The sequence below is a fragment of the Desulfolithobacter dissulfuricans genome, from assembly GCF_025998535.1.
Lineage (GTDB): Bacteria > Desulfobacterota > Desulfobulbia > Desulfobulbales > Desulfobulbaceae > Desulfolithobacter > Desulfolithobacter dissulfuricans.
Window position 1 is genome coordinate 799906 of the sequence record NZ_AP024233.1, and the last position, 18432, is coordinate 818337.

Below are 18432 nucleotides of genomic sequence, written 5' to 3' on the forward strand. Positions count from 1 at the left end.
ACGGCTGCTCAGTCGCAGGGAGGGCAGATGGCAGCAGCAGGCAGAGCAGAAACAGGAGGGGGAGAATGTTTCTGATAGCATGTTGCCCGGTCAGCACCAGAAAATTCCTGTGCTGTTTATGCCGCTGCTGCCTTCTGACCGCGGTCCTCATCACTGGGTTGAACGGTTTTCCTTGAGCAGCTGCCGCAGCTTCTGCTGCTTGATCAGGTCCGGATCGAACATGGTCGGCAGGTAGAATTTCATGTACCGGTCGATCATGTCCGCCACCTCGGTACGGTAGAGGCTCTCGGCCCTGGCCCTGGAGTAGCCGACGGCAACAAAGTCGATGTAAGGTTGGCGGCTGTGGCATTCCGTGCACTGGATTGGTTTCTTGGAGATATTTTTGTGCAGGACGGCCTTGGCCTTGGCCTGTTCCTCCGGGGAGAGGGTATTCACCTTGGCGATATATTCCTTGGTCAGCTTTTCATCGAGTTGGTGATCCAGGCGGTGGGCTTTACCACCGGGTTCCACCACCACCGGCACCAGCCGGGCGCCGAAGACCCCGTCCTCACCCCGCAGTTTGCCGACCCGCTGTTTGTCGCTCTTGTTGTCGAACCAGGCAAAATGATGGTTGGGGTCGTTGGGGTCGAGGCGGACATGGCAGGTCTCGCAGGCCATGAAGTAATTGTGCATGTTGAGAAACGACCTGATGTCCGGCGATTTGGAATGGGGATAGGTCCCGTGACAGGTAATACATACCGGCGGGTTGCCCAGGTGCATCTTGACGTTGTTGTCCAGGGCGTGAAAGTGGCCGGTCATGTCCTTGCTGCTGATGGCCCAGAAGACATTGCCTGCCAGTTTGCTTCCCGTGGTAGCGGCGCCTGTGTACTGGGCCGGAAAGTAGAGCAGTTTGACCAGCGCGCCGGCGAAAACCAGGCAGATGAGCATGGAAAGCACGGTGAAGGCCTTGATCAGATAATGACCAAAGCTGTGCTTCTCCGGAAAAACGTGCATCTCTCCATGTTCAGCCGCCTTGGCGGCGCTGGGATCAATAAGACCCTCTTCCACCATCCTGGCGAACTGGAGGGGATGCTCTTCCTTGAGTTCGTGCAGGGGCATTTTACCGTCGATCCAGATCCGGGAGCCAGGAAACTTACCCGGTTTATAATGGACCGTGTAGAAATGCCAGACAAAGACCGCCAGGGTGGCCAGGATCGCCTCCATGCCATGGATCAGGATGGAGAGGTTGAGGACAAAGGTGGACCAGTATTCCTCGGTCCAGAGCAGGAGACCGGTGGAAGAAATGATGATGGTTCCGGCCACCAGGGCCCAGTACTCCATCTTCTCCCGGTAGTCGAACCGGTCGAACTCCGGTGGTTCTTCCCGCATGCCCAGGTAATAGGCCAGGTTCTGGACCATATCCTTGGCATCCTTGAAGCGAGGAATCATGTCGCGGAGAAAGGAGCGACCGTCCGGATCGGTTATGATGTACCAGACATGGGCCAGGGAGGAGAGGATCATCACGGTCCCGGCTATCCGGTGCAGCAGGCCCCGGTATTCGAAGACCACCTTGCCTGTTTCGCCGAATTTCAGAATCCATGCCTCTGGAATCTTGAGCATGAAACCGGTGATCACCAGGATGAAAAAGGTGACAAAGGTCAGAAGATGCTGCAGCCGTTCCTGGCTGTTGAGGCGAATGATATAGTTTGTATATGGGGCCTGGCTTTCCATGGTTCCACCTGTTGTGCTGTTTCCTGTATCTGTGTTCATGCCTCTACTCCCCGTGACTTTTTCTGCTTTTCACTGTTCTGTAGAAGTCCAGGATCTGGTGCACCAGCATGCCGCCGATGACCACCGTGATCAACAGGGTGTAGACGTACTTGACCAGGCTGTAGATTTTCTGCTGGAAGATTTCCTGCTCGCTGAGCTTGGAGGTATCCTTTTTGGAGATCAGCGTGCGGAATCGACGCTCCTTCTTGAGGGCCTTGATGTCCTCGGCGATTTTCTCACCCTGGACAAAGGCGGCTACGGTCTCCTCGAAGCCGAGCCCGGTCCGGTGGATTTTTCCGGAGACGAATTTTTCCGTGGCATGGGGATGGCATTGCTGGGTCCCGCTTCCTCCTGCGCAGGTGCGGCGAAGGTTCTTCTTGTTGACCGGAGAGTTGGGGTCATCGGCTGGAACCATGGAATGGACGGTGTAGCCGATGGGGGCGTGGCAGTTGAGGCAGTCCGGGGCATTGGGGTCCCCGTAGAGTACCGCTTTCCAGTGGTAGGTGTCCTGGTAGTTGGCCGTGGGCATAAGGCCGTGCCGGGCCATCATCTCCCCGTCCTGATGGCAGTTGAGGCAGAGCTTGACCGTTTCCAGTGAGGTCCGGGAGCGGTGCATGCGGTGGCTGAAGTGGTTGTAGAACCGGTTGGTCCACTGCTTGTCGTCGTGGCAGCCCAGGCAGCGGCGCAGGGCATTGAACGAGATCCCGGCCTCCAGGGTGGTGAGGTCGCTTACCGGCTGATAGATTTCATTGACGTGGCAGTCGGTGCAGCCGGGCATATCTTCGGGATATTTTTTCGGCTTCCCGGTCGTATCCCTGCCATGGACACTGTGACTCAGTTTGTTGTTGATCTTGCCGTGGGAGAATTCCTTGCCGGTGGATGGTTCCTTGATATGGCACTTGGTGGTGCAGTCCACCTTCTTGGCATCGGTATGGGGGATGACATCCAGGTTCAGGTGGCAGTTGCGGCAGAGAACCTGGCTGTGAACCGAGTTGAGAAATTTGGAACCGGCAACATAGAATATCCGCAGCCTTCCTGTCTTCTGGTCGATCCGGCCCAGCCCCGGATATTTATGGCAGATCAGGCAGTCCTCCTCGTCGGCCCCGGCCGCGTACCCGGAGGTGCCTGTCCACATGATCAGCAATATGCTCATCAACAAGATCTGGATGATCCAGGGAAGACTGTTTTTTCGCACTGTTTCCCTGCCAGTGATGTCCAGGTACGCAACGTTCATAGTTTTACTCCTGTTCTTTCCTGGTTGGTATCCTGATCAAATAATACTCATCTGCCATGGAATAATAAGTGGGGAATGGTTAAAAGAACCCGTTTAAAATGCTAAAATTCGATGCTCCCAAACCTATGCTTTGCCGTGGTGAAAAACATGAAGTTACAGCGAGATGCCACAATGTATCTCTTGCGATGGATGAGGGTGGTACAGGGGAGCGGGTGACAGTCTGGGCAGGGCTGGGGGGCGGAGGATGACAAAAAAAACCGGTTCCACCGCAAGGGGGGAACCGGTTTTTTCGGGCTGCAGGAATGTGACAGTTAGAAATGAACGTCCATCAACAGGTAGTAGTTGTCCAGGGTGGCATCAGTGGGCATGGGCTGGCCCATGTGCTGTCCGCTGCCGGTGTAATCGTAATTGACCCGCATATACCCTGTGCGGAAGAAGAGATACTTGTTGACCGGCTGAATATAATAGAAATCATAGACTGAGCCCCTGGTCGCCAGCTTGTTGAACAGGTCCGGGGTACCCATGGTCATGCTGAACCAGTACTGGGAACCATAGTTGTATTCAAAGCCGAGTTTGGCTCCCCGCAGCCAGTCCGATGGGAGCGTGTAACGAAAGCCTGTGTACAAAGCGTAGCCGCTGTGGCTTTCCTGGCCATCCCATGAGAGCAGACCATAGAGTCCCAGCGGTGCGTTGCCACTGGGATCCGAGGCATTACCGGCATAAGAGGCAAAGAAGTCAAGACCGCTGTCCCTGATATTTTTTGTCTGAAAATGGATGCCCCAGAGGTCCATGTCGCCCAGGTCGGTGTTAGCTATGCCTGTGTCGGCCAGTTCCGGACCGGTAAGATAGAAGGGCAGGTCCCATACATGGGCGTAACTGAGGACCAGCAGACTGTCTTTGAACCCGGGAACCTGGGTCTCGAAAAAAGTGGCGAAAATGGTCGAATCTCCGGCCTCGTCGTCGTCAAAGAATGGGAACGGGCTGCCGGTGTTGTTATCGTCGTCACTGTGATAGGCCTTGCCAAAGGCAAAACGGAGGCCGTTTTCTTTGAGGCCGGTGAACCGTTCCAGGCCCAGAGTGGCGACAATGCCATCCGCCTCGCCGTCAAATATGAGGGCTGGGTAGGTGGACTGGCGCAGACGCTTTTCCCTGAGTTCAAATGGTGGTCCCTCGGTAGAGGGATGTCGGCCGATGGTAATGGCCAGGGGAACCGGCATGCCCTGGGGGATCCAGTCCACATAGGCCCGGTCGACCCACAGGTTGCTGCTGTTTGGCCGATGGGTTCGGTTGGAGTCGTTGAAAAGGCCGCTGGCGGTGCCATCGTCGCTGTCGGCCCAGTTCTTGTACATGGCAAGACGGCCATGAAAGGAGAGGCCATCGGTGATTTTGGCATCCATGTTGATCCGGAACCTGTTGGTCCAGTTGTTTGAATCGGTTGTCTGGTCGACCTGTTCGATGGCGCCGACCAGGGCTTGCTGGGGAGTGAGGCCGCCGGCCAGTCCACTTTCAAAAGTGGTCATGTTGACCCTGGTGTAATCCTCTGCCCTGTAGCCATCCACCCGGGTTCTGAGCTCGGCCCCGAAGTTGAGCTTGTTTTTTATCTGTTTGGTCTCAAGTTCATCCATGGTGTCGTAGATATTATCGATGTCCCTGGCCAGTTTTTCGTACTTGGCATCATCCGGGGCCGGTGCGTTGGTAGTTGATTCCAAAAATTCGACCCGTTTCTGCAGTGCATCGAGCCGCTGCAGGATAGCTTTATAATCTTGGGCCGGGATGGTGACGGTATCCCCGCCGCCGGCCTGGGCGCCACTGGTCATGGCCAGCATTATGGCCACGCTGAGCACGGTTTTCTTCATGTTCTGCCTCCTCGATCCATTTCGATGGGACAGCAAGTGGTGTCGCCGTCCTGATTCTCCTGATGATATATGACTACTTGGGAATAACCGCCGCCACCGGGTGATCACTGGCGGCGGCATGATGTTCGAGAAAAGAAAGGATCCGCTCTTTTTCTTTTTTCGATATCATGGATGAAAGATCAACCGGATGTCGCCCCCGTTTGAAGTATTTTTTTCAGACCAGCCCTGCCTTGTCGGCCGGATTGATCGGTGGAGCCTGGCCGCCCTGGCGGTGACAGTTGCCGCATTTTTCAAGAAAAGTATCCAGCTCGCTGGCAGCTGCAGGAGCGAAAAAAAACAAGAGAGCCAAGGCCAGGACAAAGATTTTTTTCGTCCAGGCCGACAGCGGTCCGGCAGGATACGGAGTTGTTCTTGCATGGTGTTTCCGGGAAAATGCAGGGAACTTATTTCGGGATGGCCGCGGCAACAGGGTGATCACTGTCTGCGGCATGATCCTGAAGATAGGAGAGAATCAAAGCCATCTCTGCGTCATTGATAGTGGCAGCCAGGTCTACGGGATGTCGTCCCCGTTTAAAGTATTTTTTCCAGACCAGTCCTGCCTTGTCAGCCGGATTGACCGGTGGGGCCTGACCGCCTCTCTGATGACAGCTGCCACATTTCTGGACAAAAGTTGCCTCATTGTCTCCAGCTCGGGCCGGCAGGGTCAGGGCAAGTGTCAGCAGGATGAGTGTACATAGTGAATACAATCTCATACTTGATCCCAAGGTTTAGTTTTCAGGTTAGGGGGTTGCTTGATTACACACTGAAGGGTATCAAAAGCAAATCGTGAAAGTCAAATTTTTATTTGCTTGTCCGACAATCGGATTGACACAATGGGTATGGGGTGCGATTTCTGGCAGGTGGCACGGTGGCGGGCCTTGGCGGGCAGGGTGTAAAAGAAATGTCATGCCTTTTTTATAGCGAACAGCTGTGGTATAATCTCTCTGAACCCCGAATACCACAGGGGGAGACCGCAATGGATTCGATCCCGGGTGATGTGTAATTGGGGCAGGGAGGTACCAGCAAAACAGATGATTGCTGCCCGCACAGTGGCCACCGGGCTAGCTGTGGGCAGATTTTTTGTAAAAGGCAAGCCTGACAGCCGGTCTTGTCACGACCGCAGCTCCCTTCCCGTGCCGGTTCCGCCGGGTTGGTGTTGCAAAGAACGAGGTAGACTTACGGTGAAAAAACTAAGCAGACTGCGCAAAGTGATGGACCTGAAAGTCAGAGGTAAGATTCTCACAGGGTACGTTGTTGTGGCTCTGTTCATTGCCGCCATCGGCGGTATTGCCCTGTACCAGTTCACCTCGCTGTCGGACCGGATCAACTACCTCACCGACGTGGTGGCCAATGAGGTGCGAAACGCCGGTGATATCAGTAAGCTGGTACTCTCCATGCGGACATCGGTGGAAAAATTCATCTATCTGCAGGATCCGCAGGAGAAAAAACAGGCCCTTGCCTACAGTGATGAGGTGAACAGGCAACTCGCCCTGGCCGGTCAGCAGATTCAGAGCCAGGACCAGAAAAAACGGCTCTGGCAGATCACCGAGGTGTCCAGGGAATATATAGGCAAGTTCAAGAACGTGATCATCCGCATCGAATCCATGTCCAGCAATACCAGACGGCTGCTGGATTCTACCTATACTATTCAGAGCGATCTGCTGGCGCTGCTGGCAGCCAGTCGAAACGATCCGCAGAAGGCGGATATTCTCCTCAAAGTGATCGATGAGTTCAATCATGTGGTGCTTCTGGTCAACAGGTACCTGCAATATCATGATCAGGCAGGGGGAGAGCAGGCCGGCCGGATCCTGCTTGATATAGGTGAACAGCTTGGGCAAATCAAGGATAAGTCTTTTGAAAACCAGATGTGGGACATCGAGGACTTCGGGGATAACTTCCTTGGTCTCAAGGCCATTCAGAAGAAGATGAATGACGAGATCGAGGGAACCATCCTGCCGCTGGCCCCGAAGATTGTCGCCCTGTCCAAGCAGGTCAGCGATTCCGGCTGGCAATCCATGGACAGGACCAAGAAGGAAGTTGCGGCCCAGGTGGTCCGGGCCAAGTCACTGATCATTTCCATTTCTGTCGTTGCCGTACTGGCGGGGCTGTTCATTGGTTATGTGGTGGCTCAGGCTCTGGTACGGAAGATCACCAGGGTGTCCAACCAGCTCCAGGGTATTGCCAGTGGAGGTGCAGACCTGACCAACCGGCTGCCGGTCGGGGGATCTGACGAGATCTGTGCGCTGGCCTCCTGGTTCAATACCTTTGTGGAAAAACTGCAGCTCATAATTCGGGATGTGGTATCGGGCGCGGATACGGTCAACAGTACTTCGGCCCGGTTTGGCGAGCTGTCCCGGACCATGTCCACCCAGTTGGAAGGGATCTCCGAAAAATCCACCGTTGTCGCCCGGGCGGCCCAGTCCCTGAACGAGAATATGGGCTCGGTTTCCCACGCCATGGAAGAAACAACGGCCAATGTCAACCTGGTGGCCAGCGCCGCTGACGAGATGAGTACCACGGTGTCAGATATCGCCGAGAATTCTTCCACTGCCCGGGCCATCACCGTCCAGGCCGTGGAACACGCCAACCTCACCTCGGAGAAGATTGAAAACTTGAACAGTAAGGCCCAGGAGATCGGCATGGTGACCGAAGTGATCACCGAAATATCCGAGCAGACCAATCTGCTGGCCCTCAACGCCACCATCGAGGCCGCCCGGGCCGGCGAGGCAGGCAAGGGCTTTGCCGTGGTGGCCAATGAGATCAAGGAGCTGGCCAGGCAGACCGCCTCGGCAACCCAGCGTATCAAGGAGCAGATTGCCGAGATACAGCAGACCACCCAGGAAACGTCCGATGAGATCGGGCAGAGTGCCAGGGTTATCGACCAGGTGGAGGAGATCGTGACCAAGATCGCCACCGCCGTAGAGGAGCAGGCGACCACTACCCGCGAGATCGCCGATAACGTCAGTCGGGCCTCTACCGGGATCGCCGACACCTCTGAACGGGTTGCGGAAAGCTCCCAGGTCACCGCTGAAATTTCCGGAGAAATCGGTGAGGTGTCCGAGGCGGCCCTGGCCCTGGCCAGCAACAGTGAACAGGTGCGAAACAGTTCGGACGAGCTCGCCCGGGTGGCCCGTAGTCTCAGGGAGCTGGTGGGGCAGTTCAAGGTTTGAGGCCACCGGTATCCGGTCTCTGCCCTGATCCTGCCAACCAACCGTCAAGATGGTTTGAGTGTAGACTTGAGAATCCTGTCCCTCCTTGAATGGCCGCTGTCCGGGTAACTGTCCCAGCCAGATGCATTCACGAGCCCTCCACCGGCCAGCAGGCACGCGTTTTGTACCGTGAACTGGCGCCCCTGATAATGATCCCGGCGCCTTGTCCCTCATTTATTCTTTTCAGCCGCTTAAGGTCCAATATCGACAGGTTGTACCTGGTTTTCGACAGTATTGTCGACTTGCCGGAAAGAGCCTGTTTGTTCTTTGTCTCGATAACTTGATGATATTATGTAGTTATTGTTTTTTTACTGGTTGGCACATGTGTTGCTATAAAAAGGGTGAAAAGAAAAACAGGACAGGCCGCATGATGCGGTCACAAACAGAAAGTCATCTTTTTTCATTCACCAAGGAGGTATTGTCATGAAGGCAACCAGATCACTTATCGCAGCTGCATTCTTTTCCGCTTTGGCCCTGGGCGCCGGAATACAGGTTCAGGCCACAGACCTGACCCAGCCCGGTCCGCTTTCCTTTTCCGATTATGACCAGGATCATAACGGCGTGATTACCGAGCAGGAACTCAACGCTGTCCGCGAGCAGCGCCAGGCGGCGATCAGGGCTACCGGCCGGCCCGGGTTCGGAATGGCCAATGCGCCGAGCTTTGCCGACCTGGACGGTAACGGGGACGGGCAGATCACTCCGGAAGAGCTTCGGGCCGGCCGAAAGGCCCTGTGGGGTAAACGGGGACGCGGCCGGGGAATGGGCCGCGGCATGGCGCGGTAGGGTCCAGGCCGACCCGGCAGAAAATATCTGCCGCGGGAAGTTCCCTCCCGCGGTGTACTCCCTTTCTTTTACTGTGACAGGTGGCATGGCGGCTGCGCCAGTCACCTGTTTTTTTGTACGGGGGGACCTGTCCCCTGGACACGGGCATAAGAAGGCTGTTATTTGCGCCCTTGGTTTTTGATTCCCAGCTTGTCCATGCGGTAGCGCAGCACCCTTTCGCTGATGCCCAGGGCCTCGGCCGCTCTGGTCTGGATCCAGTTATGTTCTTCCAGGGAGTCGAGTATCATCTCCCGCTCCACCTCAGTGAGGCGTTCGGCCAGGTTGGAACTGCCTCCGCTGCGGCCCCGGAAGTTGCGGATTTCGGGTGGCAGGTCCCGCACGGTGATGACGCTGGAGCGGGCCAGGGTGATGGTCCGCTGGATGATGTGTTCCAGTTCCCGGACATTGCCGGGAAAGTTGTACTTGGTCAGCTGGGCCAGGGCCTGGTTGTCAAACCGGCTTCTGGAATTGTATTTCCTGAGAAAGAATTCGATCAGCTCGGGGATATCTTCCTTGCGCTGGCGCAGAGGCGGGATTTCTATCTCAATGACATTGAGCCTGTAATAGAGATCTTCGCGGAACATGTTTTTCTCCACCATCTCCTTCAGATCCCGGTTGGTGGCGGCGACGATGCGTACGTCCACCGGCACTGGTTGCTCGCTGCCCACCCGGGTGATGGTATTTTCCTGCAGGGCCCGAAGCAGCTTGGCCTGCATGGCCTGGGGCAGCTCGCCTGTTTCATCGAGAAACAGAGTCCCGCCGTCGGCCAGCTCAAAGACTCCTCTTCGCCGTCGGTCCGCGCCGGTAAAGGCCCCTTTTTCATGTCCGAAAAGCTCGGATTCGAAGAGATTTTCCGGTACGGCCGCGCAGTTGAGCTCGATGAATGGACCGTTTTTCCGTGGGCTGAGCAGATGGACGAGACGAGCCACCAGTTCCTTGCCGGTACCGGTTTCACCCCGGACCAGTACGGTCCAAGGAGTCGGGGCCGCCCGCTGTATCACCGAGAGCAGATCCTGGATCGGCCGGCTTGAGCCCACCAGGCGCACCGGCAGATCCTCACTGGCGATGATCTCCTGGACCTCCTCCACGTCCCCGGCCACCAGCACCTCGTCCTCGATCCGACGGATCTTGTCGAGGAGTGCCTCCAGGTCCACGGGTTTTTCAAGAAAATCATCGGCGCCCAAGCGCATGACCCGGACGGCGGTATCCACGGCGCCGTAGGCCGTGATCATGATGGCCCGGACGGTAGGGCTGATCTCCTTTATCTTTTCCATCAGTTCATCTCCGTTCATATCCGGCATCCGGTGATCGAGCAGGACCAGTTCGATGGGCTGTTCCATGAAAACCCGGAGCGCCCGGGCCCCGTCGGCAGCGGTGAAGATTCGGTAGCCCTGTTTTTCAAGAAAACCCTGCAGCATGGTCCGCTGCATTTCCTCGTCGTCGACAATCAGGATATTCATCATGCACTGTCCTTGGTTTCTGTGGCCGGCTGGCCGGGTATCCGGACCAGGACCGTCAGGGTCTGGCTGTTGTCATCATAGAAGATTTCCAGGTTGCCGCCATGGGCCTCGGCAATGCGCCGGCAGAGCGGCAGGCCCAGACCTGTGCCCCGGGTTTTGGTGGTGAAATAGGGCTCGAGAAAACGTTCCAGATCATCGGAGCTAAGGACGCAGGGACCGTTTGTCACCCTCAGCTCCATGATGTTGTCCCGCTCCTGGAGACGGATGTCGATCCGTCCGCCCTCCGCCTGAGCTTCCAGGCCGTTCTTGATCAGGTTTTCGAAGAGTTCCGCCAGCAGGTCCCGATCACCGCGGAACCCTCCAGATGTCTGGAGTTCAGTGGTCACCTCAATGCCGCCGGCCTCGCAGTCGCCGGCATAGAGGGAGAGGATCCGCCTGATCATCCCTGCCGGATCCATCTCCCGGGGCCTGGGATGCAGGGGGCGGGCAAAGCGCTGGAGTTCGGTGACAATGGTCGAGGTGCGCTGCACAGCCTCGCGCATGGCCCGGATCAGCTCTTCCTGCTCCCGGGTCAGGTTGTCTGATTCCAGGGAGAGCCGCTGCAATCCCATGTTGATGGCGTTGAGCGGATTACGTATCTCGTGGGCAATGGTCCCGGTGGTCCGGCCCAGGGCCGCGTCTTCCCGTTCCCGGGCCAGCTCGCGTTCAAAGAGCTTGGTCCGGCGCAGGTTGTCCTGCTGGTAGCGGTAAAGTATCCAGCCAAAAAACAGCCCCAGGGAAAGAATCAGGGAGCCGAACATGATGAACTGGCGGCGCATGCTCTCCAGCCGGCGGACGAATCGTCGGGCGTCCAGGCCGATGACAAGCACTCCGTCCCGGGTGGCTATCCGGGTTTCAGCGGTTACCTGGTCACCCTCCCGCAGGAGGATGACGGCCGGGTCGACCCCGGGGACGGATCTGTCAGCGCTCAGGCGGATGTAGTTGATCCCGGGCAGGGCCGAAAGGCTTTCTATCAGGGCCTGGCGGCTGGTTTTTTCCCTGAGATCGAGAATCTTTCCAGCATCCCATCCGACAAGGACGCAGGAGAGATTCTCCTGATTGGTCACCGGCTGGACCAGATAGGCCGTTCGCGAGGACTCGATGTACCTGAGCTGCTGCCCTTTGGTCTCCGGGCTACAGGAGAGGCCATCGGCTGACCACTGTTCCGGTCCGGACACAGCCCGGCCATCCGGGCGCAGGATGGTGATGCCGCGCAACCCCATTTCTTTGGCCAGGGCGCTCAGTTCGTCACTGTGCAGGGGCTCGATGGTCTCGAGATACTTGATGAATCGAATGTTATCGGCCAGAAAGGCGGTCAGGATGGTATCAATGGTCTGGTGGGCCGCACTGGAGAGGTGCAGGTTTTCCTCGATGATCTTGGCGATCATGGTCGCCCGTTCGGTGGCATTATGCTGGAGGTTGGCCCGCACCCGGTTCATCTGCCAGAAGTAGACCGACTGGATCACCGTGATCAGCAACCCGAAAACCAGGAAATAGACCAGCCAGGCCGGCAGCGGTTTTTTCCGCCACCCTTCCGGAGATTTCTGCAGCAACCTCATCGACCGCCTCCTCCCCTGGGACCACCCCGGCCAAAGCCCCTGCCCAGGCCGCGCTCCAGGCGGGAGCGTACCCCGGTGGGATCGTTGCGAAACCTCCCCCGCATTCCCCGGACATCCCTGGCCTCAAACCGGGTTCCATTGCCGGTAAAAGTGCCCCAGATCCGGATCGTCTCTCCCGGTGTTACGCAGCCGGGCAGGGCAGTATCGGCCTGGACCGTGACCGTCTCCCCGTCGCCGGATTCCGGCTTGAGGGTGAAACTGTGATGGGCCCTGTCCACATGAACAACGGTTCCGATCAACATCTCGGCCCGGCCCGGAACCGGCGTGATCAGGATCACACCGGCCACCAGGCCGGCCACAAGGAGGATGACCATGTTATTTTTCTGTAGCCACTCCATGCAGCACCTCGAAGAGCGCGTGGGGATCCATATCGTTATCGGCGGCAATTTCCTTGATGGTCTTTGCCGGATCCGCGCTGATGCCCTGTTTCTTAAGCTCCCGCAGGACGGTCGGCATGTTGAGGCCATACCGGGTGCAGACCTCGGCCAGTGCCTGGCGACCAAACCCGGCCGGCGGCGCGTCCGGCAAACCATGGGTGGTTTCGGTCTCTTTTTTGGCCGGCAGCATGATCTCGTAAAGCTTCTTGGGCGAGACGTTGTTCTTCTTGGCAATGTCGATCAGTTTATCCTGCTCGCCGTCAAACTTGATCCCGGCCTGGGTCAGCAGGTCCATGGCCTGGTTCAGATCCAGGTTGGTCTGCCGGGCGAAGAGCTTGAGCGAGGAGAGTTCGGCATGGCCGTAGGGCGGTTCACCATATTTTTCCGCAGCCGCATCCTTGATGGCGTCACTTATGTTTATGACCGTACTCATGGGTGGAACCTGGAAATAGGTTCCCAGGGCTACGACCAGGGTCAGGAGCAGGGCCACGTTGAAATTGGCGGTAAATATCTTGAGCTGTCTGCTCTTATCCTTGAGATAGGCGACAATGGCTTTCCAGTTATAGACAATATGGAGAAACCCGGCCAGCAGAAAGAGAAAGCCCAGATTGATATGCAGGTCACCCCATTGGCTCTTGGTCAGGCCCCACAGTTTCCAGTCCGCCCAGTAGGCGACCCGTCCCTGGGGGACAATGTAGAGGATGATGCTGGTGACGACCAGCAGAACAAAGGATATGAGCATGGTCAGCGAGGTGATTTTTCGCAGGTTCATGGGATGTTCCTCCTTGAGATAAAAATGATTTCTGCGTTTAATGAGTAATCGGATAGAGATATTGCGATAATAGCACAGAGTGTGCCATTTGTTTTGGCCTGGAATAAAATCTTCTGATCCAGGACAGCCGCTACGTTGTGGAGAGGAGGGCCCGGGCCGCCTGCTTGGAAATCGGGGTCGGCGTTCGACAATATTGTCGAGCAGGTCCGGGGAATGTCGAGCCGGGCCCGGGGATCGGGCATACAGGAAAAGGTGAGGATTATGAAAGTGGAGCAGCAGTACATAAATTTAAGCAGTGATCAGCTCCGGGCCTATCTGGCCGGACATGCCGAGGAGGAGTACGTACTGGTGGATGTGCGCCAGCCCGAGGAGTATCGGCGTGGTCATATTCCCGGCGCCCGGCTCCTGCCCCTGGCCGAGCTGGGCGCCCGGCTGCCGGAACTGCCAACGGATCGGGATATCATCTTTTACTGACGTTCGGGCAAACGGTCGCAGGCTGCGGCTCTGTTTACTTCGGCCAGCGGGTTCATCCGAAAAACCATCTATAACCTCCAGGGTGGCATGCTCGGCTGGAACGGCGAGGTGCTGCCCGACTTTCCGGCCCTGCGAGTATTTGATCTGGAGACTGATCCCCGCAATCTCCTCTACACGGCCATGGATCTGGAGCGGGGTGCACAGCGTTTCTACACCATGGTGCTTGAGAAATATCCAGACCAGTCCTTTTCCGGGGCCATCGACCTGCTGGCCCGGGCCGAGGAGGGTCATGCCCGGCTGGTCTACAACTACTGGGCCCGCGACCAGGACAGCGTGCCCCCCTTTACACCACTGTATGAGGCCCTGCCCGGCGATATCCTTGAGTCCGGCCAGGATGTGGAGGAGATGGTGGCCCGTTTCGACCGGCTCAAGGGGCCGGCCTGTGTCAATGTGGTGGAAATGGCGCTTTCCATAGAGATGGCCGCCTATGATCTGTATCGCAACATGGCGCACCGTTTTTCAGGTACGGAAATGGAGGCGCCCTTTCTGGCCCTTGCCCAGGCGGAAAAGGAGCATATGCGGATCGCCGCCGATGCTCTCCTGGGCTGCGCAGGTTCGTGACACAGACCAAACGCCGTGTCCATGACTGATGCCAGGCGGCCATCGGCAGGCGGGCAAACCGGGGCAGGGACAAACCGGTTGGCGGCCATGGCCCTCACCTACTTCCTCGGCGTCTTCAACGATAATTTTTTCAAGCAGGCTGCCCTGCTGCTGGCCGTGGCCGGGGGCATGAGCCAGCTCCAGGGCCGGGCCACCGAACTCTTTTCCCTGCCCTTCATCTTTTTTTCCGCCTGGGGAGGCTGGCTGGCGGATCGTTTTGTCAAGAGACAGGTTCTGGTCCTGGCCAAGTTCCTGGAGCTGGTGGCCATGGTAATCGGCAGCTGGGCCATAATCACCCTGAACTGGTTCTGGATCCTGGTCATGATCTTTGTCATGGGGCTGCAGTCCACCCTCTTTGGTCCGGCACTCAATGGTACCATTCCCGAGCTCCATCCCGCCGACAGGGTGCCCTGGGTCAATTCCATTCTCAAGCTGGTCACCACCGCGGCCATTCTCCTTGGCATGGCTCTGGCCGGCTTTGCCCTGGACCAGCAATGGCTGTCCACACCGGTACCCTTTGGTCGGCTGCTGGTCGCCGCCACGGTCCTTATCTGCTCCCTGTCCGGGCTGTTTACCAGTTTTTATATCCCCGTCCATCCTGCCGCCGGCAGTCGAGCGGAGTTTCCCTGGTCTGGTCCCCTGGCCTCGCTCATGGACGCAATGGAGCTGCCCCGGGACCCCCTGCTACTGCTGGCGGTCGGCTGTGATGTGTTTTTCTATTTCATCAGTCTCCTGGCCGTGCTGGTGATCAACACCCTGGGCCTTGTGGAGCTGGGGCTTGGCAAGTCGGCCACTTCCTTGCTTTCCGTGTCCCTGATGGTCGGAGTCTGTGGCGGGGCCCTGGTGGCCGGGCGGTGGACCACTGTTTGGCGCTGGACCCATGTCCTGGCCCCCGGAGCGCTGGGCATGGGAGTGTGCATGGCCGGGGCGGGTCTGCTGGTCCGCTGGGGAGGTGCAGGGGTGTATCCGGCCCTGCTGACCATCCTGGGTTGTACCGGCTGGTTCGGCGGGTTGTTTCTCATTCCGGTATCCGCTGCCATTCAGATCAGGCCGGATGCCACCAGACGGGGCCGGGTTATCGCCGCGGCCAACTTTCTCTCCTTTTCCGGTATGTGGTGCTCCGGTCGGATATATTCCCTGCTGGACCGTGCGCTGGCCCCGTCGTCGGCCATGGTGATTCTCGGTCTTGGCACCGTTGTTGCCGCGGTGCTGATTGCGGTGATTGTTTGGCGGCCCGGTGGTCTGAAGCAGCAGGAACGATGAAATCGTCGTCAGCCGGACGAGTTCAGATGCATAATGGGTGGTAATGTCCTATAATATTCGTATACTCCACCGGATAGCGCATATTTCCAGAAACAAGGAGGCCGCCGGATTTCACTGGCTGTGAGAGCATGAAGAGTGTACCCGCCAGGCCATGGCATGCCATGGCTGTCGATGAGGTTGTTGCCCTGCTGCAGACAGACTCCGTAAGGGGCCTGGACCAGGATGAGGTGGAGCGCCGGTTGCGCCGCTTCGGGCCCAACGTCCTGACTGCGAAAAAGGGACGACCAGCCTGGCTGCGTTTTCTCCTCCAGTTCCACCAGCCGCTCATCTACATCCTGATAGTGTCCGGCCTGATAACCGCCGGGCTTCGCGAGTGGGTCGATTCAGGGGTTATCTTCGGCGTGGTACTGGCCAATGCCATTGCCGGCTTTATCCAGGAATCCAGGGCTGAAAACGCCCTCGCTGCCCTGGCCAGGACCATGGTCTCCCACACCCTGGTCCGTCGCAGTGGAGAAAAAAGGGAGGTGGCTTCGGCGAATCTGGTGGTGGGCGACATCGTTCTTCTCCAGGCCGGCGACAAGGTGCCTGCCGATCTGCGGCTTGTCCGGGCCAGGGAGCTGCAAGTGGATGAATCGGCCCTGACCGGCGAATCGGTTCCAGTGGCAAAATCCGTGGACCCCGTACCCGAAGACACCATGCTCGCCGAGCGGATCGACATGGTCTATGGCTCGTCCATGGTTACCCATGGTCAGGGAACGGGGGTGGTCGTTGCCACCGGTGGTGATACCGAAGTGGGGCGGATTTCCGAGCTCATCTTCTCAGCCGAAGATCTGGAGACGCCGCTGACCCGCAAGATCGCCCGCTTCAGCCGGGTGCTGCTCTACGCCATTTTGATCCTGGCCGCGGTGACCGTTGTGGTGGGGCTGCTGCGGGGCAAGCCGCTGCTCGACATGTTCATGGCTGCGGTGGCTCTGGCGGTGGGCGCGATCCCCGAGGGGCTGCCGGCCGCGGTGACCATAACCCTGGCCATCGGCGTTTCCCGCATGGCCAGGCGACGGGCTATCATCCGGAAGTTGCCGGCCGTGGAGACCCTGGGCAGCGTGACCGTGATCTGTTCGGATAAGACCGGCACCCTGACCGAAAATCAGATGACCGTCCAGGCCATTGTCGCCGGAAGTGAACATTACGAGGTCAGCGGCTCCGGGTACGCGCCCTTTGGGCGAATCGTCCGCATGGACGGCCGGGAGGATGACGGTTCCCGCGCCCTGGCCGAATGTCTGCGGGCCGGGCTGCTCTGCAACGACAGTGAGCTGGTTGAAAAAGACGGTCAGTGGCAGGTGCAGGGAGATCCCACCGAGGGGGCGCTGCTGGTGGTGGCGGTCAAGGCCGGGCTGGACCGGGCAGAGCAGCAGGCCAGGTTCCCCCGGCTTGACGTGATTCCCTTTGAATCCCGTTACCAGTACATGGCCACCCTGCACGCGGATGAACGGAACGGTCATAGGCTGGTCTATGTCAAAGGGGCGGTGGAGCGCATTATCGAGCGTTGCGATCAGGCCCTTGATGGTTCCGGCCGGCTCGTGGCCATCGATCGGGAGCGTATTCTGGGAGATGTCGATCATCTGGCGGCCCGGGGCATGCGGGTCCTGGCCTTTGCCCGCCTGGAGATGGCACCCGAAACAGAGCGGATCAGCCACGATGACCTGGCTTCGGGCCTGGTTTTTCTCGGCTTGCAGGGTATGATCGATCCGCCGCGGGCCGAGGCGGTGACCGCGGTCAGAATCTGCCAGGAGGCCGGGATCAAGGTCAAGATGATCACCGGTGATCATCCTGCCACCGCAGCCGCCATTGCCGAACAGATCGGGCTTGTGCACAGGCGGGACGCTGCCTTGCCGGTGGTGACCGGTGAGGACCTGGCCACCTGTTCCGACGGGGAACTGCAGCGGACTGTGGAGCAGGCCAATGTCTTTGCCCGGGCCACCCCCGAGCAGAAGATACGTCTTGTCCAGGCCCTGCAGGCCCGCGGCCATGTGGTGGCCATGACCGGTGACGGGGTCAACGACGCGCCGGCCCTGAAACAGGCTGATATCGGCGTGGCCATGGGCCGGGCCGGGACCGATGTGGCCCGGGAGGCGGCCGACATGGTGCTGACCGATGACAACTTCAGCTCCATCGAGGCTGCCATCGAGGAAGGGCGGGGGGTGTTTGACAACCTGACCAAATTCATCGTCTGGACCCTGCCGACAAATCTCGGCGAGGGGCTGGTGATCCTGGTGGCTATCTTTCTCGGCACCACGTTGCCTATCCTTCCGGTGCAGATCCTGTGGATCAACATGACTACGGCCGGATTCCTCGGCCTGATGCTGGCCTTTGAACCCAAGGAGCCGGGTATCATGCAGCGCAGACCACGTGATCCTGAGACCCCTATTCTCACCTCTGAACTTATAATCAGAGTTTTGCTGGTGGGGACCCTGCTGCTCATCGGGGCCTTTGGCCTGTTCCGCTGGGAACTGGCCGGGGGAGCATCCCTTGACGAGGCCCGGACCGTGGCGGTGAACGTCTTTGTGATCATGGAACTCTTTTATCTCTTCAACTGCCGGTCCCTGGACAGGTCGGTCTTTCAGCTGGGTATGTTTTCCAACCTGTGGGTTCTGGGCGGGGTCTGCGCCATGGTGGTGCTGCAGGCCGTGTACACCTATGTGCCGCTCATGAACGAGCTTTTCCAGACCAGTAGTATCGGGCTTTTTTCCTGGATACGCATCGGGCTGGCCGGCCTGTTATGTTACGCAGTGGTGGAAATGGAGAAAAAATACCGCCGCCGGATCCGGGCTCGGAAAAAGGAAAAAGAGGGCCGGTAGATGT

At 58.2% G+C, this 18432-nt stretch carries 15 protein-coding genes; 6 read left to right on the top strand and 9 right to left on the bottom strand.

Going from position 1 to position 18432, the window contains the following annotated elements:
- Positions 1 to 150: 150 nt before the first annotated feature.
- From GF1_RS03375 to GF1_RS03395, 5 genes are all read right to left on the bottom strand, one after another.
- Positions 151 to 1749: a formate dehydrogenase subunit gamma gene (locus GF1_RS03375; RefSeq protein ID WP_267928210.1), complete on the bottom strand. Its 1599-nt coding sequence runs from the start codon at positions 1747 to 1749 to the stop codon at positions 151 to 153.
- A 4-nt stretch (positions 1750 to 1753) separates the two neighbouring features.
- Positions 1754 to 2983 carry a multiheme c-type cytochrome gene (locus GF1_RS03380; protein WP_267928212.1) on the bottom strand — a complete coding sequence of 410 codons (1230 nt, stop codon included), beginning with the start codon at positions 2981 to 2983 and terminating at the stop codon, positions 1754 to 1756.
- 311 nt (positions 2984 to 3294) lie between these two features.
- Positions 3295 to 4839: a DUF3373 family protein gene (locus GF1_RS03385; protein ID WP_267928213.1), complete on the bottom strand. Its 1545-nt coding sequence runs from the start codon at positions 4837 to 4839 to the stop codon at positions 3295 to 3297.
- 214 nt (positions 4840 to 5053) lie between these two features.
- Positions 5054 to 5188 (bottom strand): hypothetical protein, encoded by a 135-nt coding sequence (locus tag GF1_RS03390; RefSeq protein ID WP_267928214.1) that lies wholly within the window; start codon positions 5186 to 5188, stop codon positions 5054 to 5056.
- Between the two features lie 94 nt (positions 5189 to 5282).
- Entirely contained in the window at positions 5283 to 5591 is a 309-nt protein-coding gene (locus GF1_RS03395; RefSeq protein ID WP_267928215.1) for a c-type cytochrome, read from the bottom strand.
- Positions 5592 to 6059: 468 nt separating this feature from the next.
- Between GF1_RS03395 and GF1_RS03400 the strand changes: the two genes are divergently transcribed.
- Together GF1_RS03400 and GF1_RS03405 are read left to right on the top strand one after the other, a co-directional pair.
- Positions 6060 to 8048: a HAMP domain-containing methyl-accepting chemotaxis protein gene (locus tag GF1_RS03400; protein ID WP_267928216.1), complete on the top strand. Its 1989-nt coding sequence runs from the start codon at positions 6060 to 6062 to the stop codon at positions 8046 to 8048.
- Positions 8049 to 8510: 462 nt separating this feature from the next.
- Entirely contained in the window at positions 8511 to 8870 is a 360-nt protein-coding gene (locus tag GF1_RS03405) for an EF-hand domain-containing protein (RefSeq protein ID WP_267928217.1), read from the top strand.
- A gap of 158 nt (positions 8871 to 9028) precedes the next feature.
- Here the strand turns inward: GF1_RS03405 and GF1_RS03410 are convergent, their stop codons facing one another.
- The 4 genes from GF1_RS03410 to GF1_RS03425 are packed head-to-tail and all read right to left on the bottom strand — an operon-like array spanning position 9029 to position 13176.
- The gene (locus tag GF1_RS03410; protein ID WP_353740446.1) at positions 9029 to 10369 is read right to left on the bottom strand and encodes a sigma-54-dependent transcriptional regulator; all 1341 of its coding nucleotides are present in this window, start codon (positions 10367 to 10369) and stop codon (positions 9029 to 9031) included.
- On the bottom strand, positions 10369 to 11967 hold the full coding sequence (locus tag GF1_RS03415; protein WP_267928219.1) for a sensor histidine kinase: 1599 nt from the start codon (positions 11965 to 11967) through the stop codon (positions 10369 to 10371). The genes GF1_RS03410 and GF1_RS03415 overlap by 1 nt, the downstream gene beginning before the upstream one ends.
- Entirely contained in the window at positions 11964 to 12341 is a 378-nt protein-coding gene (locus tag GF1_RS03420) for a hypothetical protein (protein ID WP_267928221.1), read from the bottom strand. The genes GF1_RS03415 and GF1_RS03420 overlap by 4 nt, the downstream gene beginning before the upstream one ends.
- Before the next feature lies 1 nt (position 12342).
- The gene (locus GF1_RS03425) at positions 12343 to 13176 is read right to left on the bottom strand and encodes a DUF4405 domain-containing protein (RefSeq protein ID WP_267928222.1); all 834 of its coding nucleotides are present in this window, start codon (positions 13174 to 13176) and stop codon (positions 12343 to 12345) included.
- Positions 13177 to 13437: 261 nt separating this feature from the next.
- Here GF1_RS03425 and GF1_RS03430 point away from each other — a divergent pair, with 261 nt between their 5' ends.
- The 4 genes from GF1_RS03430 to GF1_RS03445 all read left to right on the top strand — a co-directional run bounded on the left by GF1_RS03430 (position 13438) and on the right by GF1_RS03445 (position 18428).
- Positions 13438 to 13650, top strand: coding sequence for a rhodanese-like domain-containing protein (locus tag GF1_RS03430; protein ID WP_267928223.1), 213 nt, complete (start codon positions 13438 to 13440; stop codon positions 13648 to 13650).
- A gap of 87 nt (positions 13651 to 13737) precedes the next feature.
- A complete protein-coding gene (locus GF1_RS03435; protein ID WP_267928224.1) occupies positions 13738 to 14271 on the top strand; it encodes a ferritin-like domain-containing protein in 534 nt (177 codons plus the stop codon).
- A 21-nt stretch (positions 14272 to 14292) separates the two neighbouring features.
- Positions 14293 to 15573 carry an MFS transporter gene (locus tag GF1_RS03440; protein WP_267928225.1) on the top strand — a complete coding sequence of 427 codons (1281 nt, stop codon included), beginning with the start codon at positions 14293 to 14295 and terminating at the stop codon, positions 15571 to 15573.
- A 128-nt stretch (positions 15574 to 15701) separates the two neighbouring features.
- Positions 15702 to 18428, top strand: a complete 2727-nt coding sequence (locus GF1_RS03445) for a cation-transporting P-type ATPase (RefSeq protein WP_267928226.1) — start codon at positions 15702 to 15704, stop codon at positions 18426 to 18428.
- Positions 18429 to 18432 lie beyond the last annotated feature (4 nt).